The 21367-nt window shown below is 62.2% G+C and carries 26 protein-coding genes; 13 read left to right on the top strand and 13 right to left on the bottom strand.

Annotated elements, in window-relative coordinates; genetic code table 11:
* Positions 1-36 precede the first annotated feature (36 nt).
* Both recA and AC1DW2_RS23015 read right to left on the bottom strand, forming a co-directional pair.
* Positions 37-1125 (bottom strand): recombinase RecA, encoded by a 1089-nt coding sequence (gene recA, locus AC1DW2_RS23020; RefSeq protein WP_085404279.1) that lies wholly within the window; start codon positions 1123-1125, stop codon positions 37-39.
* 631 nt (positions 1126-1756) lie between these two features.
* Positions 1757-1930, bottom strand: a complete 174-nt coding sequence (locus tag AC1DW2_RS23015) for a hypothetical protein (RefSeq protein WP_166091088.1) — start codon at positions 1928-1930, stop codon at positions 1757-1759.
* 292 nt (positions 1931-2222) lie between these two features.
* On the opposite strand from AC1DW2_RS23015, the gene AC1DW2_RS23010 reads away from it, so the two are divergent.
* The 6 genes from AC1DW2_RS23010 to AC1DW2_RS22985 all read left to right on the top strand — a co-directional run bounded on the left by AC1DW2_RS23010 (position 2223) and on the right by AC1DW2_RS22985 (position 9250).
* The gene (locus tag AC1DW2_RS23010; protein WP_063982347.1) at positions 2223-2420 is read left to right on the top strand and encodes a hypothetical protein; all 198 of its coding nucleotides are present in this window, start codon (positions 2223-2225) and stop codon (positions 2418-2420) included.
* A gap of 1650 nt (positions 2421-4070) precedes the next feature.
* Positions 4071-4313: a DUF6894 family protein gene (locus AC1DW2_RS23005; RefSeq protein WP_085404277.1), complete on the top strand. Its 243-nt coding sequence runs from the start codon at positions 4071-4073 to the stop codon at positions 4311-4313.
* A 1631-nt stretch (positions 4314-5944) separates the two neighbouring features.
* Positions 5945-6958, top strand: coding sequence for a glycosyltransferase family 2 protein (locus AC1DW2_RS23000; RefSeq protein WP_085404276.1), 1014 nt, complete (start codon positions 5945-5947; stop codon positions 6956-6958).
* A 1187-nt stretch (positions 6959-8145) separates the two neighbouring features.
* A complete protein-coding gene (locus AC1DW2_RS22995; protein ID WP_063986255.1) occupies positions 8146-8382 on the top strand; it encodes a DUF6894 family protein in 237 nt (78 codons plus the stop codon).
* A 246-nt stretch (positions 8383-8628) separates the two neighbouring features.
* Positions 8629-8820, top strand: coding sequence for a hypothetical protein (locus AC1DW2_RS22990; protein WP_085404274.1), 192 nt, complete (start codon positions 8629-8631; stop codon positions 8818-8820).
* A 262-nt stretch (positions 8821-9082) separates the two neighbouring features.
* Positions 9083-9250 carry a hypothetical protein gene (locus tag AC1DW2_RS22985; RefSeq protein WP_094184405.1) on the top strand — a complete coding sequence of 56 codons (168 nt, stop codon included), beginning with the start codon at positions 9083-9085 and terminating at the stop codon, positions 9248-9250.
* An 889-nt stretch (positions 9251-10139) separates the two neighbouring features.
* Here AC1DW2_RS22985 and AC1DW2_RS22980 read toward each other — a convergent pair.
* A complete protein-coding gene (locus AC1DW2_RS22980) occupies positions 10140-10379 on the bottom strand; it encodes a DUF2798 domain-containing protein (RefSeq protein ID WP_085404273.1) in 240 nt (79 codons plus the stop codon).
* 93 nt (positions 10380-10472) lie between these two features.
* Entirely contained in the window at positions 10473-10724 is a 252-nt protein-coding gene (locus AC1DW2_RS22975; protein WP_148312138.1) for a hypothetical protein, read from the bottom strand.
* 453 nt (positions 10725-11177) lie between these two features.
* On the opposite strand from AC1DW2_RS22975, the gene AC1DW2_RS22970 reads away from it, so the two are divergent.
* Both AC1DW2_RS22970 and AC1DW2_RS22965 read left to right on the top strand, forming a co-directional pair.
* Positions 11178-11366 carry a hypothetical protein gene (locus tag AC1DW2_RS22970; protein ID WP_085404370.1) on the top strand — a complete coding sequence of 63 codons (189 nt, stop codon included), beginning with the start codon at positions 11178-11180 and terminating at the stop codon, positions 11364-11366.
* 147 nt (positions 11367-11513) lie between these two features.
* Positions 11514-11753, top strand: a complete 240-nt coding sequence (locus AC1DW2_RS22965; RefSeq protein WP_028152656.1) for a DUF6894 family protein — start codon at positions 11514-11516, stop codon at positions 11751-11753.
* 3 nt (positions 11754-11756) lie between these two features.
* On the opposite strand, the gene AC1DW2_RS22960 is transcribed toward AC1DW2_RS22965, so the two are convergent.
* Positions 11757-12011 carry a hypothetical protein gene (locus AC1DW2_RS22960; RefSeq protein WP_085404272.1) on the bottom strand — a complete coding sequence of 85 codons (255 nt, stop codon included), beginning with the start codon at positions 12009-12011 and terminating at the stop codon, positions 11757-11759.
* Positions 12012-12114: 103 nt separating this feature from the next.
* Positions 12115-12411, bottom strand: a complete 297-nt coding sequence (locus AC1DW2_RS22955; RefSeq protein ID WP_084795357.1) for a hypothetical protein — start codon at positions 12409-12411, stop codon at positions 12115-12117.
* A 363-nt stretch (positions 12412-12774) separates the two neighbouring features.
* On the opposite strand from AC1DW2_RS22955, the gene AC1DW2_RS22950 reads away from it, so the two are divergent.
* Entirely contained in the window at positions 12775-13239 is a 465-nt protein-coding gene (locus tag AC1DW2_RS22950) for a PaaI family thioesterase (protein WP_354131429.1), read from the top strand.
* Between the two features lie 123 nt (positions 13240-13362).
* Here the strand turns inward: AC1DW2_RS22950 and AC1DW2_RS22945 are convergent, their stop codons facing one another.
* Complete coding sequence (locus AC1DW2_RS22945; RefSeq protein WP_014494092.1) at positions 13363-13656, bottom strand: HdeA family protein; 294 nt, start codon at positions 13654-13656, stop codon at positions 13363-13365.
* A 185-nt stretch (positions 13657-13841) separates the two neighbouring features.
* Between AC1DW2_RS22945 and AC1DW2_RS22940 the strand changes: the two genes are divergently transcribed.
* Positions 13842-14084: a PilZ domain-containing protein gene (locus tag AC1DW2_RS22940; RefSeq protein ID WP_071917354.1), complete on the top strand. Its 243-nt coding sequence runs from the start codon at positions 13842-13844 to the stop codon at positions 14082-14084.
* Positions 14085-14130: 46 nt separating this feature from the next.
* Here AC1DW2_RS22940 and AC1DW2_RS22935 read toward each other — a convergent pair whose 3' ends face one another.
* Entirely contained in the window at positions 14131-16179 is a 2049-nt protein-coding gene (locus tag AC1DW2_RS22935) for a pyrroloquinoline quinone-dependent dehydrogenase (protein WP_477007175.1), read from the bottom strand.
* Positions 16180-16404 (bottom strand): hypothetical protein, encoded by a 225-nt coding sequence (locus AC1DW2_RS22930; RefSeq protein WP_085404269.1) that lies wholly within the window; start codon positions 16402-16404, stop codon positions 16180-16182.
* Positions 16405-16555: 151 nt separating this feature from the next.
* Here AC1DW2_RS22930 and AC1DW2_RS22925 point away from each other — a divergent pair, with 151 nt between their 5' ends.
* The gene (locus AC1DW2_RS22925; RefSeq protein WP_085404268.1) at positions 16556-16960 is read left to right on the top strand and encodes a hypothetical protein; all 405 of its coding nucleotides are present in this window, start codon (positions 16556-16558) and stop codon (positions 16958-16960) included.
* Between the two features lie 114 nt (positions 16961-17074).
* The gene (locus AC1DW2_RS22920; RefSeq protein WP_028152664.1) at positions 17075-17404 is read left to right on the top strand and encodes a hypothetical protein; all 330 of its coding nucleotides are present in this window, start codon (positions 17075-17077) and stop codon (positions 17402-17404) included.
* A 59-nt stretch (positions 17405-17463) separates the two neighbouring features.
* Here AC1DW2_RS22920 and AC1DW2_RS22915 read toward each other — a convergent pair whose 3' ends face one another.
* Positions 17464-17931 (bottom strand): DUF6691 family protein, encoded by a 468-nt coding sequence (locus tag AC1DW2_RS22915; RefSeq protein ID WP_477007174.1) that lies wholly within the window; start codon positions 17929-17931, stop codon positions 17464-17466.
* A 5-nt stretch (positions 17932-17936) separates the two neighbouring features.
* Positions 17937-18365, bottom strand: coding sequence for a YeeE/YedE family protein (locus tag AC1DW2_RS22910; protein WP_085404266.1), 429 nt, complete (start codon positions 18363-18365; stop codon positions 17937-17939).
* 157 nt (positions 18366-18522) lie between these two features.
* Between AC1DW2_RS22910 and AC1DW2_RS22905 the strand changes: the two genes are divergently transcribed.
* Positions 18523-19692, top strand: a complete 1170-nt coding sequence (locus tag AC1DW2_RS22905) for a GNAT family N-acetyltransferase (RefSeq protein WP_477007173.1) — start codon at positions 18523-18525, stop codon at positions 19690-19692.
* 7 nt (positions 19693-19699) lie between these two features.
* Here AC1DW2_RS22905 and AC1DW2_RS22900 read toward each other — a convergent pair whose 3' ends face one another.
* Both AC1DW2_RS22900 and AC1DW2_RS22895 read right to left on the bottom strand, forming a co-directional pair.
* On the bottom strand, positions 19700-20365 hold the full coding sequence (locus AC1DW2_RS22900; RefSeq protein ID WP_039152160.1) for a DsbA family oxidoreductase: 666 nt from the start codon (positions 20363-20365) through the stop codon (positions 19700-19702).
* A 76-nt stretch (positions 20366-20441) separates the two neighbouring features.
* Positions 20442-21263 carry a helix-turn-helix domain-containing protein gene (locus AC1DW2_RS22895; protein WP_354120621.1) on the bottom strand — a complete coding sequence of 274 codons (822 nt, stop codon included), beginning with the start codon at positions 21261-21263 and terminating at the stop codon, positions 20442-20444.
* Between the last annotated feature and the right edge of the window lie 104 nt (positions 21264-21367).

The following is a 21367-nucleotide window of genomic DNA, read 5'->3' as shown; positions in this document are numbered from 1 at the left end:
GCGCCCGCTCCTCGCGAAAGTTCTTCGCGTTAGGCCTTACTCGTCCGCCGGCTCCTCGCCGTCGGCGTCACGCTCCGGTGCACCGGCGAGAATCTGCTCGGCGATCAGGCCGGAGTTCTGGCGGATCGAGGTCTCGATCTTGGCGGTGATGTCGGGGTTGGCTTTCAAAAACGCTTTCGAGTTCTCGCGGCCCTGGCCGAGGCGCTGGCTGTCATAGGAGAACCAGGCGCCGGACTTTTCGACGATGCCGGCCTTGACGCCGAGATCGAGGATCTCGCCCATCTTGGAGACGCCCTCGCCGTACATGATGTCGAATTCGACCTGCTTGAAGGGCGGCGCCAGCTTGTTCTTCACCACCTTGACGCGCGTCGTGTTGCCAACCACTTCGTCCCGCTCCTTGATCGCGCCGATGCGGCGGATGTCGAGACGGACGGAGGCATAGAATTTCAGCGCGTTGCCGCCGGTCGTGGTTTCCGGCGAGCCGTACATCACACCGATCTTCATGCGGATCTGGTTGATGAAGATCACCATGGTGTTGGATTTGTTGATGGAGGCCGTCAGCTTGCGCAGCGCCTGGCTCATCAGACGGGCCTGGAGACCCGGCAGCGCGTCGCCCATCTCGCCCTCGAGCTCGGCCTTCGGCACCAGAGCCGCGACCGAATCGACCACCAGCACGTCTACCGCACCCGAGCGCACCAGCGTGTCGCAGATTTCCAGCGCCTGCTCGCCCGTGTCCGGCTGCGAAATCAGGAGCTCGTCGATGTTGACGCCCAGCTTGCGCGCATAGACCGGGTCGAGCGCGTGCTCGGCGTCGATGAAGGCGCAGATTCCGCCCTTCTTCTGCGCTTCCGCCACCGTGTGCAGCGCCAGCGTGGTCTTGCCCGAGGATTCCGGCCCGTAGATTTCCACGACGCGCCCCTTCGGCAGACCACCGATCCCGAGCGCAATGTCGAGCCCGAGGGAACCCGAGGACACCGCCTCGACATCCATCGACCGGTCGTTCTTGCCGAGCTTCATCACCGAGCCCTTGCCGAACTGGCGCTCGATCTGGGAGAGCGCGGCGGCCAGAGCTTTACTCTTGTCCATGGAAGATCCTTCGACGATACGCAGGGCAGTGTTGGACATTGGGTCGTGCTCCTTATGGCGAGGATTCGCTAGAGGGACAAACGATTGGCGGGGCGGGCCGGCGATAAAAGTAATGTACCCTATTTGTTCCAAGTTCGCAATATGTTCTTTCGCGGATTTTGGTACTGGCCTGTTTCCGGCGACATTGCCCTGGTTTGAAATGACACGTGGCCTGTTTTGTTCTGGGCCAACCATAAGGTGTATTCACGGGCGGAACACGCCGTCATATATTACCGAAATTTCCCGGGTCTGGCACAATCTGCATAGACGCTCGTTCCGATTGAGCGCAGGGTTCCCTCTCAATCGGGGGGTGACACCATGACCGAGCGACTTATTCAGACAGGTATTGTCACCGTAGGCACCGTGAACGCTGGCCTAATCGTCTGGCTGATCCTGATGATTTGAGGCCGCCTCAGTTGGCGGCCTCTTTTCCATCCAGCTTCTCATCGATGTAGGCCCGCGCTCCCTTTGAGGCCGCTCTAGTGGGAGCCATTCCTGCGAAGCGATCTCCTTGCCCGATCCTGGGATAAACAATCCATTCCCATTTTTCTTCGGTGAGTGGCCGGCCATAAAGCCGCCGTCCGGTGCGGTCCTATAGTGGCCCTACTTCGCATCTGCGAGTGGCCGGCATCTAACCGGCGGGTTTTTCTTTGTCCTCGTGCGGCTGCTCGCCACGGTTTTCGGCAGTCTGCTCCGGATCCCCGGGCTTCTTCCCGGCCATGTTCCCAGGATTGAAATGGTACTTGCCGTCCGGATTCTCGCCGGGCTGCTTCTCATTTGGATTTTTATTGTTGTCGTCGGCCATAAGGCTGTTCCTTTAGAGGGAGGAACAACATGCAACAGGGCGGGCAATCCCTTAGTTCCTACCAGTGGCCTACTTTGCAATCCCGAGTGGCCTATTTCGGCAGTACCCGGATGCTGGCCTGGTTTCCGAGCGCGGTGGCCTAGTTTGATTTTCGCGGTGGCCCGATTTGGATTTGAAGAACGGACCGCAAACGAATGTGTTCCGCTAAGCGAACATGAGGTGTAGAGTTCCGTAGAACTTCTGTGCCCCTTGAAAGTTTTAAGCAGAGCGAACTTTGTGACAGGAGGAAGTCATGAAGCGCTTCCGATTCAAACCGGATAGAGTGCTTGGAGAGCGGCTCATCAAGGAAGCCAGACTAGCGCGAGAAAAGGCAGAACAATTGCAGGCGGCCCCAGAGCAAGAGGCTCTTTTGAAGAAGGCCCACGAATCCGATGTCGCCGCCCGCATTGAGGAATGGTTGAAATCATCCGGCTTGCAGCCGCCGAAGTAAGCCCGTCGCGTTGACTCCGCTGGTTCTCGAAACAGCGGGCCAGCGGGCCATGCAAGATCATCTGGTTCAACTTGAGAAGCTGCGGAAGGACGCGGCGGAGTGCGCTCTCATCCGCGACCGACGCCGCTAAGCGCGAACTATTCGACCGCCTCGCAAGTCATCTCACAGTCCTGGCCGACCAAGTTGAAATGGCGATGCTCGAACGGAAGACCGGTTAAGGCCGCCTCAGTTGGCGGCTTCTTTGCCAGCTTCCCGGCGAAGCTTTCGCAAAAGGATTTCGATGTAGCCTTCCAAGTCAGCCACGCTGTCAGCCGACAATCCCTCCGGGAAAAACGCGCAAGCTCGCCATTCATAGAACCACGGAAAAGAAGTGCCCTAATCCGCCTCTGCGCGTGTGAAACGATCTCGTCTCCTGCCCGTATCTATTGGCCTGGGGGATTTCAATGCCCAGTTCGACGCAGCGCCGCCACGCATCCATTTGAGCTTGGTCGCGTTGTGCCGTTGAACCTTCTCGTCATCCATTCGGACTGATCAATATCCGGGATTTTGCTAATCCCTCTCGGGGCTGGAACGCCGCCGCCTGCGCTTCATTTCAAGCGGGCGGCGTTTTCATTTCATTTGTGGCCTGATCTCCACTGAGCGGCGCCGACAGTTTCACACGACTGTCATGGCACGTTCCTAGCATTGTCATGCGACGGGGGTCCGGCGCGCGGCTCTCCGTCCAACCTCGGCCTAGACCACCAGATGGGCGGAGAGCTCGCCGACCTCCTGAACCATGGCGGCACGCCCGGGTTGGTTCGGCATGTATCGCATCCGGTATTTTTGCACCTTCCTCGCCGTGACCGGAATCGGCTTCGTATTTCCGGTCACGCAAACCCGCTTTGTAGGCGGATGAAGCAAGGCCGCCTCAGTAGGCGGCCTGACGGGAACGACTCGAACCAAGGGATTGAGATTCCGGTCTGTGGCGCGACACTCTCGCGCCATCCACCCGGAACGGTCCATCGTACAATGCGCGCGTTGGCGATGGGCCGGGTCTCGTGAGGCCGCCTCGGTTGGCGGCCTCTTTCGTTTCGTGAAGTCTTCCTTCCGCCAAGGAAGCCCCTCCGTACCGACTGGTTGATCCCGATAGATCATCTTGAAGATGCTGGCCGCCGGATCCATGCCGCGCCCGTTCTTTCTGCTTTGGCGACACGCCCAGCTCAATAACATGGCGCTTAGTTGCGGCGGAGCGTGCTGTCCGCATTTGAGCCGTTGTGTCCCAAGTTGAATTCGTCAGTGTCCTAATTCGTAAAAGTTCCGAATGGCGGGACAAATTGAGGACTCGCTAATCCCCTGATCCGAGCGCACACTTTCACCATCACCGCCCGGATCGTGGCTACCATCGGTGACGAGAACGCTCCATCACAGCGCTCCCGCCCCCTCGAACAGGGAGCAGCGCCTTGCAAAGACGGCAACGCATCAGACAATCCGTATCTCTTCAGGACAGGCTGCGGGTCTTCGCTGACGATATCCGTACCCGGGCGGCAGAGCTTTCGCCAGGCGTTCTGAAGGATGATATGCTGAGGAAAGCCCGTCAGGCTGACACTGCATGTCACCTCGAAGAGTGGGTCAATTCCTCGGGTTTGCAGGCACCGAAGTAAGCTGAGCATCATGGCTCAGTATTTTTTCGACCTCAGGTCGGATGGCATCTTCTCGCAGGACAAAGATGGCGTCGAACTGCTGGACGCCGAGGCGGCACACGATATGGCGCTCGGCGCACTTGTCGATGCCGCCCGCGATGCGGTCATGGAAGGTTCAACGGGCCAGCATTTCGCGGTGGAAGTTCGTAACAGAACTGGCCGTGTTCTCGAAGTCACGGCCATTTTCAATTCCAGGATTTTCAGCAAGCAATGATAACGCCGCCTCAGTGGCGGCCTCTTTCACTTGAAGACGTCGTCTTCGCAATCAGCCGAAAGCTCGCGTCAAAGGCCGGTAATCTGGCTAGACAGGCGAATAGTCCTTCGGCAATCCCGTAACAAGTACTGCCCCCACGACGTTCTTTCTTCGAGACAATACTGATTCTCAGAAGTTCGCGGTAGGTGGTGGCCCGATCCCCGCTGCGGCGTCCCGCAACGTGACATAAAACCTTGGCACAGGTTGTGCACACTCATCATCACCGGGGTTTTGCATCCACCTCTCCGGGGCTGGAAAGCCGCCGCCCGCGCGACATTTAAGCGGGCGGCGTTTTTATTGATGTCGCAATCTGACAGCCCCGCTGTCCTAATTAGGACAGCACCCGGATTTGGTGCTGGCTTGTTTCCGAGCGCGGTGGCCTGGTTTGAAATTCACCGTGGCTTGATTTGAAAAGTTCACTTTGGAACTGAAGGTGGCCCGTCTGCATATTAAGTTCGCTGGAACTCAAACCCTGCGGTTAGGACCCGTAAAGACGAGGTTGTGTCATGAAGCAGCGCCGTCGTTTCACGCAGACCGTGTCACTGGAAGAACGACTTGCCGGAGAAGCGAAACGCCTCCGCGAACAAGCTAAAGCCCTCCCTCACGGTCCTCAACGAGAGGACCTCCTCCGCAAAGCCAGACAGGCTGAGACCGGCTCGCACATGAGCGAGTGGCTGAGATCGCCGGGGCTTCAACCGCCCAAGCCAGCCTAGAAGCAGACGCGCCTGAGGTATCGCGTTGCCGGCACAGATCCGGTTTCTGTCCCGGCGTGGTCATTCGCGTTGGCGGCATCAACGCTTGAGGATGAAGGTTTTCCCAATTCCTGCGGCTGGCCCGATGAACCTTGGCACGGGACGTGCAGACAAAACGATATCGGGATTTTACAATTTCCCTCCCGGGGCTGGAAAGCCGCCGTCCGCGCTTCATTTAAGCGGACGGCGTTCTTGCTTCTGAAGCCCAACAAGCAGCCTGTCCTGACTTGATGTTCCGAGTGCCCAATTGGGACAGCACCCGGGTTTGGGCGTGGTCTGTTTCCGACCTCACTGTCCGATTTTGAAACGAGCCTTTGAAACGAGCCGTGGCCGGATTTGAAGTCGTTCAATTGTCGCGAGGTGAGACAGCACGTCGCGGCAGGACGCAGTCACCCTCCACCTGTCACCGAGCGGCCCTTGGCAATCTACCGGTGATTGAAAACGCCATCACGCTCGCGCCTCGCTTCCCTCTCGGAAAGAAGCAACTCGGCAGAGCTTCGCGAAATCCTCCAAGAGCTCCGCAAGAAACTGAACCAACGCCGGCTCGATTGGCCGCCCCCGTCTTGATCCGTCACCGCGTTGGCGCGGCTGCTGCGGCGACAGAAAGCGAGGGGAACCAGAACACTCTTTCACCAAGGCGGACAAGCGGCCGCTTCGAAACGTCGCGGCCTGCGGGAACAAAGTTCATGCGAATGGACGATGACCGCATCGAGATCGTCTCCCTAGCATTCACGCGCCTCGTTCACTCGCTTCGATTCAAGATGCTCTGCGAACAGGCTCAAACCGAAGAAGGGTCTGCCACTTCCAGCCACGACCGCTTCGATCAACGAGGTACGATGAATGGATCAATTGTACGCCGAGCGGTTCGATAGCTCCCAGAGTTCGGAACACCGCCCATTCATTTCGGTGGCAATACCCACCTTCCGCCGACCGGAGATGGTGCGCCGTGCGATTCAAAGCGTGCTGCAGCAGGAGCACGCCGACTGGGAAATGGTGATCAGCGACGACGAAGGTCCGGAAGGCGCGACTTGGAGCATCCTGTCCGAGCACGCGCGGAGCGACCCGCGCATTCGCGTTATCGAGAACCACCGCGGCCGCGGCCAGGTTGAGAATACCAACAACGCGATGCTCGCATGTCGCGGCGACTGGATCAAAGTGCTGCACGACGACGACTGGCTCACGCCAGGATCGCTTGCGACTTTTGCGGAATTGGCGAGGACGTACCCCGCCGCTGCGTTCATGACCTCCACATCTCATCTCGTTCAGGACAGCGGCATAAGGTACCGGCGAGGACGCCAGGTTTATCTGTATTCGGGCCAGCAGTGCCTGGCGGATCTCTATCTGGCGGGCAAGACCCGATTGCTTGGGATTGTCCCGTCGACCCTGCTGATCAACGGCAAGGTCATCCGGGCCGGTTGCCTGATGCGAAACTACAAGTCGATCAGTTGGGGCGTGGACCAACTGTTCTTTCTCGATCTCGCCTGCCAGGGCGACATGGTGGCGATCGACGACGGTCTTGTGTTCTACGACACGACCAACCACGCGAGCATCACGGCATTGGGATCGTTCCCTCAGATTGACCAGGAGACCATCGAACTCAAGCACCTCGCCTGGAGCCTTCTGGAGGATAAGCGCGGACTTCCCGATCCTGAAACGATGGTGCGTGCATTGCGGGTTGCCCGGCTGCGCACACGGATCCGTCAGCAGCCCCTGAGCGCAACGATCCGCGATGCGCTTCAAATCTTGCGCCCCTCGGTTTTGAAGGCGGCCAATTTGGCGATCCGAGCCTGGGCGCGCGCACCGGGTGCGATTGCAACCTTACCGGGGATCGCTCATTGCACGGATTTCTTGTGAGCTCATTCGGCAGTCCCGGTGTCAGAGTTGCCACAGCTGCGTTTGAGACACCGAGATAGGTGACCGAAAATCAGTCCCTCCCAAAGCCGCTCCCGTCTCCCGATCCGGAGCGCACCGAGGAAGCCGGACGGGAGTATGCCGCGGCCCATCGGTCGCGGGAATTTTTGGCAATACGGCGGACTTGACTGCCGTGCACCCGCGAAGACATCGGGCGCAGCTGTTTCGATGATCGCCAGGCCCTTGCGCTCTCGGTCGGAGATCATCCAACCGATGCCACCCATCCGAATGAAAAAATCTGCCCTGCGAGGGTGCCGGTCAGGCAATACGCACGTCTCCGTGGTCTGCCAATCGAAGACGATAAGGAAACCGTGCCGGCCTCGAGATGCATTTGCGCATGCGAATGCGGGGCAGGAAAATTTGGCAATTATGTGCTGAAACGAACAGAGGCGCGGTGAGGGTCGACTAAACTCGGATTCGCTTGGTCTTTGCCAAGGGCCAAGCATCCCCAAGCGGCCCCGGCCTTCACCCCTATCAAGCCCCACCGGCCGGGGCCGTCTTCAGGGACGAGCCTGTTTCCTGGCGTGGTGGCCTTTGATTTCGGGAGTGACGCGATTTGTGGCGCAGAACACAACCTGACGACGAATAGCTGTGGTAGGATGCGAGGCATTGCAACGCCAAGGGTCGTCAGCGCCCCGCGTGGGAACCGTATTAGGGTTGAGCTGTTGACCTGTTTCATAGATGGGCTCAATTATGATCGACGCTGCTAAATGCGAGGAACTCGCAAATCATTACAAGGTCCTCTCTCAATCGTCCGGGGTTTCGGCGGACAGGGCCTTCCTGTTGAAGAACATCGCCCGGAGCCTCACTGGCGTGGCTAGCCAATTGGACAGGCTTGCCGCCCTGACGAGAGACGAAGCAAGGGTCACGCCGCCACAGATGTAGGCGGACGCAAGGCGGATCGAGACCGTCCGTAAAGACAGCTATGATTGACCTGGTTCAACGGCGCTCGGCGTCCAGGTCTACGATTGCCCAACCTGCAAGCGGCGGTCCTGGCATTCTCGCCGGCCAACGGGACGCCAACCACGCCCGGGGATTGGGACAGTACCCGGATTCCAGCCGCCGAAATAATTAGGAACGGTCCTCCCAAGGCGGGGTTGGCGGCGATACTCTCTCTGAGAGGCGGCGCCATGGTCCGGTACTTTTTCGATATCCGAGACGACACCGGCCTCTATGCCGACGATGAGGGACTGGAGTTTCGAACCCAGCGCGAAGCAGAGATCGAGGCGACGCAGACATTGAGCGGCCTTGCGCGCGACTTGGCGGGACACGAGGATCGAACAGACGTTGCGATCGAAGTCCGCACCGACGCCGGGCGGGTGTTCCAAGCCGCCCTCATCTTCGAGCCGCCGACAACGAAGCAATAGGCCGCCACGGCTCGCCACATTGGGCGTGCACGTCGCGACGGACCGAGGCCGCCTGATCGGTCCATTCCGCGGAGCGCTCGCCCCGCCTCATCTGCGATCTACCTCACTTTGCCCCATCTCGGTCCGCCGCAAGGACGGCGGCTCGTCGTCATGCCTCTGATCGAACTTGAATGTAGCGCTACAATATGTAACGCTCACATCGGTAGCGCTACTTTGCGTACCGTTCGAACAACCTCGGGAGGCACGATGAAGGCAATCCTCAAGATCGCTCTGGCGCTGTCTGTCCTCGCCGGTTCGGTGCCGGCGCAAGCCCAGATATCGAATGCCGCGACGGCATCGGGCGCCCCGAAGGTCGGCGCAAAGGTGACGAGGAAGTCTCAGTTGCACGACGGCTGCCACAGCCGGCATGCCCAGATGATTGGCAAGCCCTGTCGTTAGAAGCCCTGCCGCTAGAAGCCCTGCCGCTAGCGGGCAAGCGATTCAAAGATCAAGTGATTCAAAGATGATGAGAGGCCGCCTCGGTTGGCGGCCTTTTTGATTTTTGCCGATCCTCCGCATTCGTCACCCTTCGACTGAAGATGACGCGCATCAAAGACGCAGCCGCCGTGCGCCGTCATAATTCCGCAATCCTGCGGCATCGAACCTTTCTGCGATGCCCGGCTTTCTTCGAGATCGGATCGCAACGACGGGGACCAGGAACATGACGGAAGACGCGCACCCCAATGCTGTCAGGCGCAATCACCTCCTGGCGGCGGCGCACGAGGAAATGGTGAAATTCGAGCGGAAGGAAAACGAGTTTCGCAAGAAGGACCGCGAAGAGCGCGCCGCCGAACTCCGCCTTCCCCTGGGTGAGATCAAGGTCCACTGAGCCTGCCGACGGGCTTCCGATCTGACCAAGGCTGCGCCGCGATGGGCGGCTAGCCGTCGTACCGGCCGTCGGGAATGCGCGTCGCAGAATTGGGCCGGCAGAGCCAGCCCCTGTTCATGTCGAGGATCCGGCATTGCGCTCGGGGTGCGCCCCGGAGCCATTGCGTGGCATTTAAGGTATCTAAATACCACAACTAAGCCATTGATCGCACAACGAAATCGCCCGACCCCCTACTGTGCATGGGGTTGTTTTCCATGTTTTGAAAGGGCGCGGCGGCGTCCTGGGTGCCCACCCAGGATCGAAGCGCCTGCTTTAGCCCGGTCCGGCCTTGGCTGCCGTCCGCCGGTACGCCTTACAGCAGCGCCAGCAGCACGAGGCCGATCACCAGCACGACGAAGCCAGCCGCCGTCGCGGCGGCGAATGACCGCTCTACGTTATCCATGATGCCACCCCGCTGCCGGCGCACCACGTTTCCCCCATGGCGTCGCCGACGATACGAAATCTCGCCGAGGGGTGTGGCTCCAGTGGTGCGATCGGGTGGCCAAATTGGGACGCGTGCGGGGCCAGTCTGCGGCCTCCCGACGCGGATTTCGGTGCCGGCCGTCAGGCACCCGTAAGCCTGGTCTCCTAGTCTGGCTCTGCCCGGTGGACCAACACCGGGCCTCCATACACAGTCGAGGACCCCGCTCTGCCCCGAGCGGGGTTTTCTGTTTGCGGGCGCGGAGGCGCGGCAGGTTGAAAGCCGATCTGCCGGCCCTGTCAGGCTGTCGTAAGCTCAACCGGCTAGGGTCGTCGGGCTACGGTGTTGCAGCCCAGCACCTCAGCCTCCAATAACCTTTCACCCGCTTGGCTCTCCCCAAGCGGTTTTTTTTCATGCTTGCCGGCCGCCTCACCGAGCCCTCTCCTCTTGCGTCAGCCGCAGCGAGAAGGCGCGGATCGCAGGCGCCGCGAGCAGCACGATCGGCAGCATCGCGGCCCACGCGATCAGCCACGACACCATCCAGTGCGCGAGGAAGACCGTCGCGCCAGAAGCGGGAAAGCTGGCGATGCCCGCCGCGATCAGCGAGGTCAGGCCGGACTGGATGACACCGAAGACGAAATGAGAGTAGCGGCGGGGAATGCCGAGCATGACGCGCCCATGTTGTTTGCCGTCATGAGGCCAAGCAAGGCATATGCCGCAGCACGCATGGAGTGGACTTCGACGCACACCGCCGGCGTCGGATCAGTGCCGCGAATCGGACAGCGGCGCGCGCCGCCTCGCTTCAGTGCAATCGGGCCGCGACGATAGTCCTTCGAAACGCCAGAACGTGACGACGCTGGTCTCGCCGCACTCTTCGCAGACGAGCTTCTCGTCACCGAGCATGAAACGCGCGCGCTTGAAGCTCGATGAGGACGCGGGATGCCGGCAATGGGGACAGGTCAGCGAGAAATTCCGTGCACCCCAGCGCAGCACAAGATGTCTCAGCCAGCTCACACCTTCCCCTTCGTGACATCGCGTTCGAACCGTCGTTCACAAGCAGAGCATAGATATATGACACGCAAAAGTGGAAAAGTATCGACCACACCTGTTCGCTTTGAATGGCGGCGGTAGCAACGCGCGCCGCTTTGGGTTCCACACGATACGGAAAGGAATCCGGACCGCGCCTCGCTCGCAGCGATGTGTCAAATGCGCGGATCCCGCGTTCCGGGGTTCTCCGACCATGAACAAAGTTCCTCGGCGTGGCACGGCAAGGCCGCGTGAATTGCCATGCCTTGCCCGGATTCCGTGCACGGTTTTCGGAACCTAATTTCGTTTGTTTCGGACCGCGCGCGGTTCCAAAGATTACCGTGAATTATCCAAGGCTTACCGCCAAATTTCGCTTGTCGCAGGAATAGGGCGACGCCCAACATGTTCACGGTGAATGGAGGGTGAATCGTGGAGATGACCATGAATCACAGGGGCGTTGAGTTCACTGTTGCCGAGACGGCGCTTCCCGGGGTCTGGCAGTGGCAGTTCCGCATCGGTGACGAGACCAGGACGGGCAAGACCGAGACGAAGATCGATCTGTTGGCGATCCGGCGCGTCCAGTTGCGCATCGATCGGGAGCTGAAGGCGATCGGGCGCAAGACCGCATGAATAGACCACCCGGGCCGGTTTCAGCAGCATACGCGCCCCGCGAGGTCTCGTCCGTAGCGGCCCGGAATTGATCTGTCCCTGGTTTGGGACTGCACTGCGCGCGCCCATGGCCCGGGAGGCGGGACCATCATGTGACCGGTGCCAGCCATGCCGCTCTACTTCTTTCGAATTCGGAACGGCCGCTATTCCGGCTGCGCGGACCAGGCGACGGAATTTGCCGATCGCGATGCGGCCTGGAAGATGATGACCAGCATCTGCGCCGACATGGCCGCCGGCCTCGCGCGCAAGCTCAACGAAAATTCCGAATGGCACATGGAGCTGCTGGACGAGGCCAAGGAGCCCGTGTTCCGGATCCGCATCATCGCCGAATCCTTCGAGGAGACTTGACGTCTAGTCGGCGCTGGGCAGCCGCCGCATGGTGAATTCGATGTCGCCGCCCGGCAGTTCGCGCCAGGTCTCGACCGCGCTCATATAGCCGGCCTTGGGGTAGCGGGCGAAGAAAGCCTCCGCCCTCGCCCGCGCCGCCGGGCGCGGCAGAGTGAAAGTCTCACGCAAGAAGCCGTCGCCGCCGCGCTCGCCTGGCTTGCCGCCCATCTTGCGCCGGCGCGCCATCCGCTCGGCGAGATCCCGCGGACGATCGGCCATGCCGTTCCTCCTCAACGCAATACGCTCTCGGAGATGTAGGAAGCAGGCCGGCCGAAGAGGAGTCCCGGCCGGAGGCATCAGCCGCCTCCGATCGGGGACAAGGTCAATTGGCGGTCGTGCCGGACTTCTTCTTGGGCGCGCCGGTTGCGGCCGACGCCTTCGGCGCAGCCGCCTGCTTCGGCGGGTCGGAACGTATGCCGCCCCAGGGATCGTTGGACGCCTTGGAATCCGGAATCTTCTTCAGCGTTTCCTTGTAGGCCTTGTCACGCTCGGCTTCCGCGGCCTTTTCCTCGGGGGTCTTGCCTGGACCCTCCTGCAGCAAATTGAGATTGGGCATTTGCGCGTAGGCCGGTCCCGCCAGCACGGCCAGCAGCACCGCCGCCATACGGAAAAGCTTCATCATTGACTCCTTGATCATCCATGAAGGGCGGGTCAACCGCGCCTTGTCGTTCTTGTCAACGTCCCGCCAGGGCCGAATGGCGCGCTAGAGCCGGTCCGATCTGCACGATTTCGGCGCCTGCAGCCAGTCGTCCCAAATCGGGCCGCATCTGGTGCACCCGTCCAGCGCGAGACCTAGCGCTATCAACCCAAACACAAGGACACACCGACGCAACATCGCCCACCCGCTCCCAAGCCCAGTATCATATCGGCCCAAGTCAGGCATTTTCAAGCCGACAGAGCCGACCGAAGGCCGGGTGACTTTGCCGCGCCGATGCGCGCAGAATAGCCGAAACATCCAGCAACACAGGGGGGACCGACAGCAATGCCATCGCAGCCAGAAGCCGAGTTCGGCATCGCTGAGGCCAGACGCATACTCGGCGAGGTCTTTGCGCCCTGGGTCCAGGATCTCAACCTCGCCGTCGAGCGCCTCGAGCACCTGCCGCCGCTGGACGAGCCGGACTGGCAGCCAGGCGCGCTCCTGCGCATGCCATTCTCGGAGCGGCTGTGCCGCAACGGCGGCGTGGTGTGCGGCCAGGCGCTGATGGCGCTTGCCGATACCGCGATGGTGATCGCGAACCTCGCCGCCAATCGCCGCTATCGTCCGATGACGACGGTCGATCAGACCACGCATTTCATGCGTGCGGTCTCCTCCTCGGATGTGCTCGCCGACGCCCGCGTGGTGCGGCTCGGACGCACCATGAGCTTTGGCCGCGTCACGCTGCTCTCGGCCTCCGACAACAAGCAGGTGGCGATGGTGTCGAGCGCGTTCGCGATGCTGCCGGGCTGAGCATCATCCAAAAAGAAGAGAGCCGCGTGAGCGCGCAAGGCGCTCCGCGGCTCTCCAATCAATTTCGCATCGAAACGAGGGACTGAAGCGCGATTGCGTCCGCGCTTCAGTCAGCTTCAGGAATTACTTGCCGAGAATTTCGTCAGCCGCGGTGACGACGCTGACGGTCGGATTCTTTCCGCAATAGGCACCGAACTTCTTGGCGTTCTCGATGAACACCTCGGTGTCGATGATCGCGTTGTCCTCGTCGCCCTTGTACCAGCCGTCCATCCAGGTCAGCACGACCGCGATGTTGTCTTCGCCGCTCTCGAGGAACTGCTTGCAGGTCATGGTCGAGAGGTCCCACTTGACGGCGTGGGCGGGCATCGATGACAGCGAGAGCGCTGCGGCGAACAGAAGCGAAAGCGTAGTCTTCATCAATATCTCCATCGGCGCGTAACGCCATAAAGGAAGGGCTTATGAGGGAAAGTCGGCGGGAAGCGACTCACCGCTCCAACGTCGTAAACGAACTCTGAAGCGCTGTGCAAGTAGCGCCAGTATTGAGTTTATTTCAACGTAATTTCTATGCACTACTTCACAATCATCGTTATGGATTAATGCCGATGATCGAGAAACGTGCAGCGCAGCGTTACCGTGTTTTCAAGGGTGGAACGATCACCTTTGAAAGCAGCGGCATCGCGTGCACGGTGCGAAACATGTCGGAAGGCGGCGCGGCGATCGAGCTCGATTCCCCCGTCATATTGCCGAAATCATTCACGCTCTCGATCGCGCGCGACAATTTCGTACGGAATTGCCGCACCGTATGGCGCAATGACAGGCGCATCGGCCTCGCTTTCGTACGATAGCGTGCGCGATGTGAACAACCGTTCGCATCGCATACACAACGCAGCATCATGCTTGCTTTATACGACGTCGACGACGCCAGCGCAGGCTCGCGATGATCAGCAGGATGATCGCGAACACAATTGCTGACGACGACACCCAAAATCGTCCGCCCGGACGATCGATGGTGCGCGACCATAGCGACGGCCCTTCACCCGGCCGCGCCAGGCGAAACGCAACGACGCTGTCGCCGATCGAGGTGCCGACCTCGGAGTGGCCGCCGGCGCCGATCGCGACATATTGCTCGCCCTTCCAGAGATAGGTCATGGGGTTGGCGACGCCGGGCACCGGCAGCCGGCCTTGCCACAACTCGCGGCCGCTTCGCGCATCGAAGGCGCGCAGATAGGCATCCATCGCGCCGGTGAAGACGAGACCGCCTGCGGTGACCGCGAGCCCGTTGACGAGCGGCGCGCCCCACGGCAGCGGCACGCCGAGCGGCGCAAGGTCTTCCGTGGTGCCGACCGTCGAGCGCCAGAGGATCTTGCCGGCCTTCAGATCGACTGCGACCATCTCGCCCCAAGGCGGCTTGTTGCAAAGAAGCCCGAGCGGCGACATCACCACCGCGCGCGACATCGCGAACGGCGCGCCCTTCTGCTGGCCGAAATCATGACCGGGAGGCGGATCGAATCCAGCGGCCTCCGCACGCGGGATCAGCTTGATGAGATGAACGGCGCGGGCGGTGTTGGCGTAGAGGATCTGGTTGACCGGGTCGAAGGCTGCGCTACCCCAGTTGACGCCGCCGCCGGTGAAGGGAAACTCCGCCGTGCCTTGCGTCGAGGGTGGGGTGAACAACCCCTCGTTACGTGCCTCCGCGAACTGCCTTTCGCAAGCGGAGCGACCCAGGCCAGGGAGGAGCGAGAGCGCATCCTCAGTCGAGATTCTTTGCGATGTCAGCGGCGGCACATGCGTCGGGAATGGCTGCGTCGGCGACAGTCGTTCACCTTCCGCGCCGCCTTGCGGCACCACGCGCTCTTCCACCGGCCACACCGGCTTGCCGGTATCGCGGTCGAGCACGAAGACAAATCCCTGCTTGGTCGGCTGAATCACGACATCGCGCTGGCCGTCTCCGGTGTCGATACGCGTCAGCGTCGGCTGCGACGCCAGGTCGTAATCCCAGACGTCGTGATGCACGGTCTGGAATGCCCACACGAGCTCGCCGGTCTCGATGCGCAGCGCGACCACCGAATTGGCGTGCTCGTTGTTGCCCGGCCGCTTGCCGCCCCAAAAGTCCGGCGACGGCGAGGATGTCGGCAGGAAAACCAGCCCGCGGGCCGCGTCGACCGACATCGGCGCCCAGACATTGGCGTGACCAGCTTCGACACGGTCGCGCTTGAGCGGCTCGAAGGTCCAGCGCGGCTGGCCGCTGCGCGCATCGAACGCGCGCACCACGCCGCTCGGCGCGTCGACGCGGCGGTTGTCGCCGATCGCGGAGCCAATCACGACGACACCGCGGCCGACCGCCGGCGGCGAGGTGATCTGGAATTCGCCGGGCCAATCCAGCTTCATGCCGATATCGGGCCTGACCTCACCGCCAGTGCCGAAACCGGCGCAGCGAATGCCTGTCTTTGCATCGAGCGCGATCAGGCGGACATCGTTCGTGCCCATGAAGATGCGCGATCGGCAGGCGGCATTCGCGGGCGCCTCATCGTCGATCCAGTAGGTCACGCCACGGCAGACGTAGCGGTTGGCGGGCCGCTGGTTGGTCGCGATCTTCGGATCGAAGCGCCATTTCTGCGCGCCCGTGCCGGGATCGAGCGCGATCACCTCATTGAAGGGCGAGCAGAAGATCAGGCTGTCCTCGACGAACAACGGTGTCGCCTGGAATTTGGTTCGCCGCATCACCTCGGGCGGCCGCGCCGCGAGATCGCCGGTATGGAATTCGAAGGCCCGAACCAGATTGTCGACATTGTCGGGCGTGACCTCCCGCAAAGGCGAGAAGCGTGAGCCGCCGGGATCGCCACCCCAGCTCTCCCAGGCGATGCCTGGCCACGAGGAAAACAAGAGGAGCACGATGGCGGCGGCCGACTGACATAGACGGCTCGCCAACGCCCCCCTCATTTATTTGGGCTTCTTGGCAGGTTCAGCCGGACGGGCTCCGCCCCACGGGTCGTACTTCTCCTTGGGCTCCGGAATGCGCTCGAGCGCGGCCTTGTAGGCCTTTTCGTCGACCTTGGGCTTGTTGTCCGACTTCGCTTCGTTCGGCTGGCCTCTGCTGCGGCCCTGCGCCTGCGCCGACGCAGCCGTTAGTGCGAGCACGGCGGCCGCGATGACCAAAATCCGCATTGATGCAATCCCCCTCGTCTGGGGCACAAACTAGCCTGCAATCCCGTAATAGCAAATGCCGGAGGGCCGGAATTTCAGCAAATCTTGATCGGCCGGGACTTTGCCGGATCGCATTCCTGCCTATCTGTTGGCCCGCAGGGGACCTTCACGGATGTTGCGGATTGTTGCTCATGCGGCGCTGCTGGCCAGCGCCCTCGCACTTGGTTCTTGCGGCTTCGCCGACAGCCGCGCGCCGGTGCCCGAGTTCATGCGCCTGAAGGAAGCCGAGCAGCCGCCACCCGAAGCGCCCCCCGACGTCAAGCGCGTGGTCCGCGAGCAGATCAACGTGGTCTTCCTCAACACGTCCTATCCGCGCGAGGTGCACGTCGCCCCGCCCCATCGGGAGGTGCGGGGACAGGGCTGGACCGCCTGCGTCAGCGCGCAGCTCACCTCCGCCACCGGCTCCACGCTCGGCACCCAGATTTACATCGTGACGATATCAGGCGGAAAGGTCGTCGATCGCCGCCGCGCGGAAGCGGACGACATCTGCGGGACGGAAACCTACGAGCCGATCTAGAAACAAATCACGCCGACACGCGCTCCGGTTCCGGGAAAAACCTGTAATTCGACCCGGAACGATCACCGCCTCCCCTTCTTGTTACCCCCGAGGGCAGTTTCGGAGGAGGACACGATGAGGACATTCACGATCGCACTATTGGCTGGCGTCGGCGCCCTCGCTGCGGCGAGCGGCGCGAAGGCCGCCGATATCTATACGACCAGCGAATACGCCAACCCTGAGCTCGTTCAGGAAGTCCGGCTTGTCTGCGATGACGCTGGCAATTGCTATCGCACCCGTGGCGGCTCGCGCGTGATCGTGCGCGACTCCTACAACGCGATGCCGCGCGATCGCTATTACGAGCGCCGCACCTATCGCGACTGGGACGATGGTCCGCGCGGCGGCGTCGGCATTCGGGCGCCCGGCGTCAGCGTGGGCGTCGGTGTCGGCGGCGACCGCTGGTAGTCACTGAAGCTGTAACAGGGCAGGACCGGACGAGATCCACTCGCCCGGTCCTGCCCATGTCAGGTTTCGAGCGGATCGGCCGGCGCGACGAAGCGCGTTGACGACAGGAGCTGCGCGACGAAGCGGGCGAGCACCATGCCGGCAAGCATTGCGGCCACGAAGATGAAAGCGGACGCCGAGCCGAATCCGAGCGCGGTGAGCGCAGGGCCCGGACAAAAGCCTGCGAGCCCCCATCCGATGCCAAAGATGGCGGGACCGGCGATAACTCTCGAATCGATATCCTTTCGCGTCGGAAGGTAAAAGCGGTCTGCGAAAAACGGTCGCGCGAGTTTCAAGACACGGCTGAAGCCGATGAAGGTTACCGCGACAGCACCCGCCATCACGAAGGCGAGGCTCGCATCCCACGTTCCGGCGGGAATGCCGGCGACGTCCAAGAAGTTCAGCACCTTTGCCGGATTCGACATGCCGGAGACGATGAGCCCGATACCGAAGAGGAGGCCGATCGCGAATTGGATGAGGATTGCCATCGTCGTCAGCCCCAGTGCCGCATCACGAAGACAGTGGCAATGCCCGCCGACATGAAGGTGATGGTCGCGACCAGCGATCGCAGCGACAGCCGCGACAGGCCACAGACGCCATGGCCGGACGTGCAGCCGCTGCCCCAGACCGCACCGAAGCCCGTGAGCAATCCGGCGACGATCAGCACCGGCGTTCCCGCCGCGATCGTTTGCGCCGGCAGGCTTCCGCTGACAATGCGCACCAGGATGGGTGCGGCGACGAGGCCGGCGACGAAAGCGAGCCGGCCGGCGAACTCGCGGTCCTCGTAAGGCGGAAACAGCCGCGCCGCGATGCCGCTGACACCGGCGATCCGTCCCGTCGCCCACATCAGGAGCACGGCGGACAGGCCGATCAACGCGCCACCAAGGAGCGACGCCATCGGCGTGAAAGGTGTGGCGATCATTGTGATCCTCCAGGTCGAGAGCTTCCATCATGGCACGCCGCGGCGGCCCGAATGCTCAATGAGACGTTAATATTACCATTCGAATTGAAGCGGCGTCCCAACGGAATTTTCCAATCTTTGCGCTAAGCATGACCTTCTGAACGGGGAACGACGGGACGTGGTCGATATCGCGCATCAGGCAGCGATCAATCCGGCATCGGCAAGGGCTGCCGCGGCAACCCGCGCGCTCGTCCCCCTCACGTCCATCGATCCCGGCCAATGGCGCGCGCTCGCTCAGCGCGCGATCGAGCCGAACGGCTACTACCTGCCGGGCTGGGAGCTCGCCGTGAGCGAGGCCGCACGCGGCCGCACCGACGCCTCGGCGCTACCCGCATTCGACGGCTCGTCGGTGCGGCTGATCGGGCTGATGCCGGTGGTCTCGCTCTGGCGCGCCTGGAAGATCCCCCTGCCCGCGCTGGTGAGCGCGCATCCCTATGGCACCCTGTGCAGCCCCCTGATCGACCGCGACGCGCCGATCGAAGCGGCCACGCGCCTGTTGCAGCAGGCGCGCGAGGCCGGAGCACATGCGCTCGTGCTCAACGACGTTGCACTCGACGGCGCGGCGATGAGTTCGCTCAAGGACGTTCTCAATCGCGACGGCCTGAAGCCGCGTATCCTCTCCTCCTACATCCGCGCCAGCCTCGACGCGACGCAGGATGGTGAAACGCTGTTGCATGAAGCGCTCGGCGCCAAGAAGCTCAAGGAGCTGCGTCGCCAGCGCCATCGCCTCGAAGAGCACGGGCCCGTCGCCTTCGCGGTCGCGCGCAAGCCCAACGAGATCGGGCCGGCGCTCGAAACATTCCTGCAACTCGAGGCCAGTGGCTGGAAAGGCAAGCGCGGCACCGCGCTGATCCAGCATGCGGGCGATGCGACCTTCATTGGCCGCGCGGTTCTTGCGCTGGCAGAGACCGCGCAGTGCGAGGTCATCACGCTGCGCGCTGGCACGACGCCGGTGGCGGCCGGCATCGTGCTACGCCACCAGGACCGCGCCTTCTTCTTCAAGCTCGGTATCGACGAACGCTTTGCAAGATATTCGCCGGGCGTGCAGCTCACGCTCGACCTCACGCGGCATCTCTGCGCCGATCCGGCCATCGCCAGCGCGGACTCCACGGCGAGCGCCGACCACCCCATGATCAACCCGATCTGGCGCGGGCGCTTTGCCATCGGCGACGTGCTGATTCCGCTGCGGCGTCACGATCCTGTCGTCGCGATCATTCACGCGGCGCTGGTTGGCCTCAACGTCGCGCACGACGGCGCGCGACGCGTGGTGCGTCTGCTCCGCAAATAAGCGAAAGCTACTCTGCCGCCTGCGCGTTGATCTCCGCCGAGACCTCGCGAATGGCGCGGGCGAGCAGGTTCGGATCCTGCGCGCCGGAGACGGCGTATTTCTGCGCGAACACGTAGGTCGGCACGCCGGAGATGCCCTTCTCGGCGGCCTCCTGCGCGTCGGCCGACACGCGTGCGACGTCCTCGTCGGTGGCGAGGCGCTTGCGCACGTCGTCGGCATCGAGGCCGACATCGGCGGCCGCCTGCACCAGCACGTTCACGTCAGTGAGGTCGCCGCCGTCGCGGAAATACAGCTCCATCAGCCGCTGCTTCATCTCGGGCGCCTTGCCGATCGCCTCGGCCCAGAGGATGAGGCGGTGACAGTCGGTGGTGTTGGGCTGGCGCGCGACCAGCTCGGGCTTGTAGACAAGGCCCTCCTCGCTTGCAGCCGCGACGACGCGGCCGGCAATGCCCTTATAGGCTTCGACCGAGCCGAACTTGGTGGTGAGATAGTCCTCGCGGCTGATGCCCTCGCGCGGCACCCACGGATTGAGGAAAAAAGGACGGAAATTGAGTTTGACGGGAACGTCGGGCACGAGCGCCAGCGCGCTCTCGATCCGGTGCTTGCCGATATAGCACCAGGGGCACACCACGTCGGAGACGACATCGATCTGGAGCGGTTTCAACGTGCTCATAGCGCCTCCTTCGGGCGATGCGGGTTTGACCCAAGATAAGCCGAAGATAAGCCGAACCCGTCCCGAGGCAAGGGCGCTAGGTCATAGCTGCTGCCATCTGCTTGAGCCGCTCGGCGGTGCGCTCGTCCGCCGGGAAGAACGTCTCCAGCGCCAGCTCCGACAGCGTGATGTCGACAGGTGTGCCGAACACCATGGTGGTGGAGAAGAAACTTAGTATCTCTCCGCCATGGCGCAGCTTGAAGGGAATCGCGACATTGTCGCTCGACAGCGGCCCCGAGCGCGCCGGGATGGGGTAGCTCTTGAGGTCGTTATAGAGCTTGATCAGCTCGGGATCGGCCGTCGCCTCGCATTGCCGGTGCAGCCGCTCCAGCAGGTGCCCGCACCACTCCGCGAGATTGACCGTGCGCGGCGCCAGCGCCTCGGGGTGAAACGCGAGCCGCAGCACGTTGAAGGGCTGGCCGAGCAGCCGCTGCGGGATGCCGTCGAGCAGCGGCGCCACCATGCGGTTGGCGGAAACCAGATTCCAGTGCCGGTCATAGGCCAGCGCCGGATTGGGCTCATGCGCCCTGAGAACGAGGTCGATCGCCTGGCGAGCTGATTTCAAGGCGGGATCCTCCAGCGGGCGCTGCGGAAACGCCGGCGCATAGCCGGCCGCGACCAGCAGCACGTTGCGTTCGCGCAAGGGTACCTCGAGACGTTCGGCGAGCCTGAGCACCATGTCGCGCGAGGGCGCAGCGCGGCCGGTCTCGACGAAGCTCAAATGCCGCGCGGAAATCTCGGCCTCGCCCGCCAGATCGAGCTGGCTCATGCGGCGGCGTTGCCGCCATTCGCGCAAATGGTCGCCGATATGGACGGGCTGGCTGCGTTCGGCCTGTGCCGTGGATGCATGTGCGTTCATGCTCGAAAACCTAGCATGCGGATTTCAGCCCTTCCATTACCCGCGAGGTAATGAATATTGGCATGTAACCATCTGAAATCGCTTAATCTCTTTTCGCAGACTCT

This window comes from Bradyrhizobium sp. P3_C3 (assembly GCF_056402655.1).
The sequence above is the reverse complement of the archived record's forward strand: the minus strand, read 5'-3'. Positions and strand labels throughout refer to the sequence as shown.

What these genes read in the sequence shown, in the direction of transcription:
- AC1DW2_RS22965 (WP_028152656.1), top strand. Translation starts at nt 11,514, where the DNA reads ATGCCGCTCTACTTCTTTCGAATTCGGAACGGCCGCTATTCCGGCTGC.
- AC1DW2_RS22950 (WP_354131429.1), top strand. Translation starts at nt 12,775, where the DNA reads ATGCCATCGCAGCCAGAAGCCGAGTTCGGCATCGCTGAGGCCAGACGC.
- AC1DW2_RS22915 (WP_477007174.1), bottom strand. Translation starts at nt 17,931, where the DNA reads ATGGCAATCCTCATCCAATTCGCGATCGGCCTCCTCTTCGGTATCGGG.
- AC1DW2_RS23000 (WP_085404276.1), top strand. Translation starts at nt 5,945, where the DNA reads ATGGATCAATTGTACGCCGAGCGGTTCGATAGCTCCCAGAGTTCGGAA.
- AC1DW2_RS22930 (WP_085404269.1), bottom strand. Translation starts at nt 16,404, where the DNA reads ATGCGGATTTTGGTCATCGCGGCCGCCGTGCTCGCACTAACGGCTGCG.
- AC1DW2_RS22895 (WP_354120621.1), bottom strand. Translation starts at nt 21,263, where the DNA reads ATGAACGCACATGCATCCACGGCACAGGCCGAACGCAGCCAGCCCGTC.
- AC1DW2_RS22985 (WP_094184405.1), top strand. Translation starts at nt 9,083, where the DNA reads ATGACGGAAGACGCGCACCCCAATGCTGTCAGGCGCAATCACCTCCTG.
- AC1DW2_RS22960 (WP_085404272.1), bottom strand. Translation starts at nt 12,011, where the DNA reads ATGGCCGATCGTCCGCGGGATCTCGCCGAGCGGATGGCGCGCCGGCGC.
- AC1DW2_RS22900 (WP_039152160.1), bottom strand. Translation starts at nt 20,365, where the DNA reads ATGAGCACGTTGAAACCGCTCCAGATCGATGTCGTCTCCGACGTGGTG.
- recA (WP_085404279.1), bottom strand. Translation starts at nt 1,125, where the DNA reads ATGTCCAACACTGCCCTGCGTATCGTCGAAGGATCTTCCATGGACAAG.
- AC1DW2_RS23010 (WP_063982347.1), top strand. Translation starts at nt 2,223, where the DNA reads ATGAAGCGCTTCCGATTCAAACCGGATAGAGTGCTTGGAGAGCGGCTC.
- AC1DW2_RS22920 (WP_028152664.1), top strand. Translation starts at nt 17,075, where the DNA reads ATGAGGACATTCACGATCGCACTATTGGCTGGCGTCGGCGCCCTCGCT.
- AC1DW2_RS22980 (WP_085404273.1), bottom strand. Translation starts at nt 10,379, where the DNA reads ATGCTCGGCATTCCCCGCCGCTACTCTCATTTCGTCTTCGGTGTCATC.
- AC1DW2_RS22995 (WP_063986255.1), top strand. Translation starts at nt 8,146, where the DNA reads ATGGTCCGGTACTTTTTCGATATCCGAGACGACACCGGCCTCTATGCC.
- AC1DW2_RS23015 (WP_166091088.1), bottom strand. Translation starts at nt 1,930, where the DNA reads ATGGCCGACGACAACAATAAAAATCCAAATGAGAAGCAGCCCGGCGAG.
- AC1DW2_RS22955 (WP_084795357.1), bottom strand. Translation starts at nt 12,411, where the DNA reads ATGAAGCTTTTCCGTATGGCGGCGGTGCTGCTGGCCGTGCTGGCGGGA.
- AC1DW2_RS22990 (WP_085404274.1), top strand. Translation starts at nt 8,629, where the DNA reads ATGAAGGCAATCCTCAAGATCGCTCTGGCGCTGTCTGTCCTCGCCGGT.
- AC1DW2_RS22935 (WP_477007175.1), bottom strand. Translation starts at nt 16,179, where the DNA reads ATGAGGGGGGCGTTGGCGAGCCGTCTATGTCAGTCGGCCGCCGCCATC.
- AC1DW2_RS22970 (WP_085404370.1), top strand. Translation starts at nt 11,178, where the DNA reads ATGAATCACAGGGGCGTTGAGTTCACTGTTGCCGAGACGGCGCTTCCC.
- AC1DW2_RS22910 (WP_085404266.1), bottom strand. Translation starts at nt 18,365, where the DNA reads ATGATCGCCACACCTTTCACGCCGATGGCGTCGCTCCTTGGTGGCGCG.
- AC1DW2_RS22945 (WP_014494092.1), bottom strand. Translation starts at nt 13,656, where the DNA reads ATGAAGACTACGCTTTCGCTTCTGTTCGCCGCAGCGCTCTCGCTGTCA.
- AC1DW2_RS22940 (WP_071917354.1), top strand. Translation starts at nt 13,842, where the DNA reads ATGATCGAGAAACGTGCAGCGCAGCGTTACCGTGTTTTCAAGGGTGGA.
- AC1DW2_RS22925 (WP_085404268.1), top strand. Translation starts at nt 16,556, where the DNA reads ATGTTGCGGATTGTTGCTCATGCGGCGCTGCTGGCCAGCGCCCTCGCA.
- AC1DW2_RS23005 (WP_085404277.1), top strand. Translation starts at nt 4,071, where the DNA reads ATGGCTCAGTATTTTTTCGACCTCAGGTCGGATGGCATCTTCTCGCAG.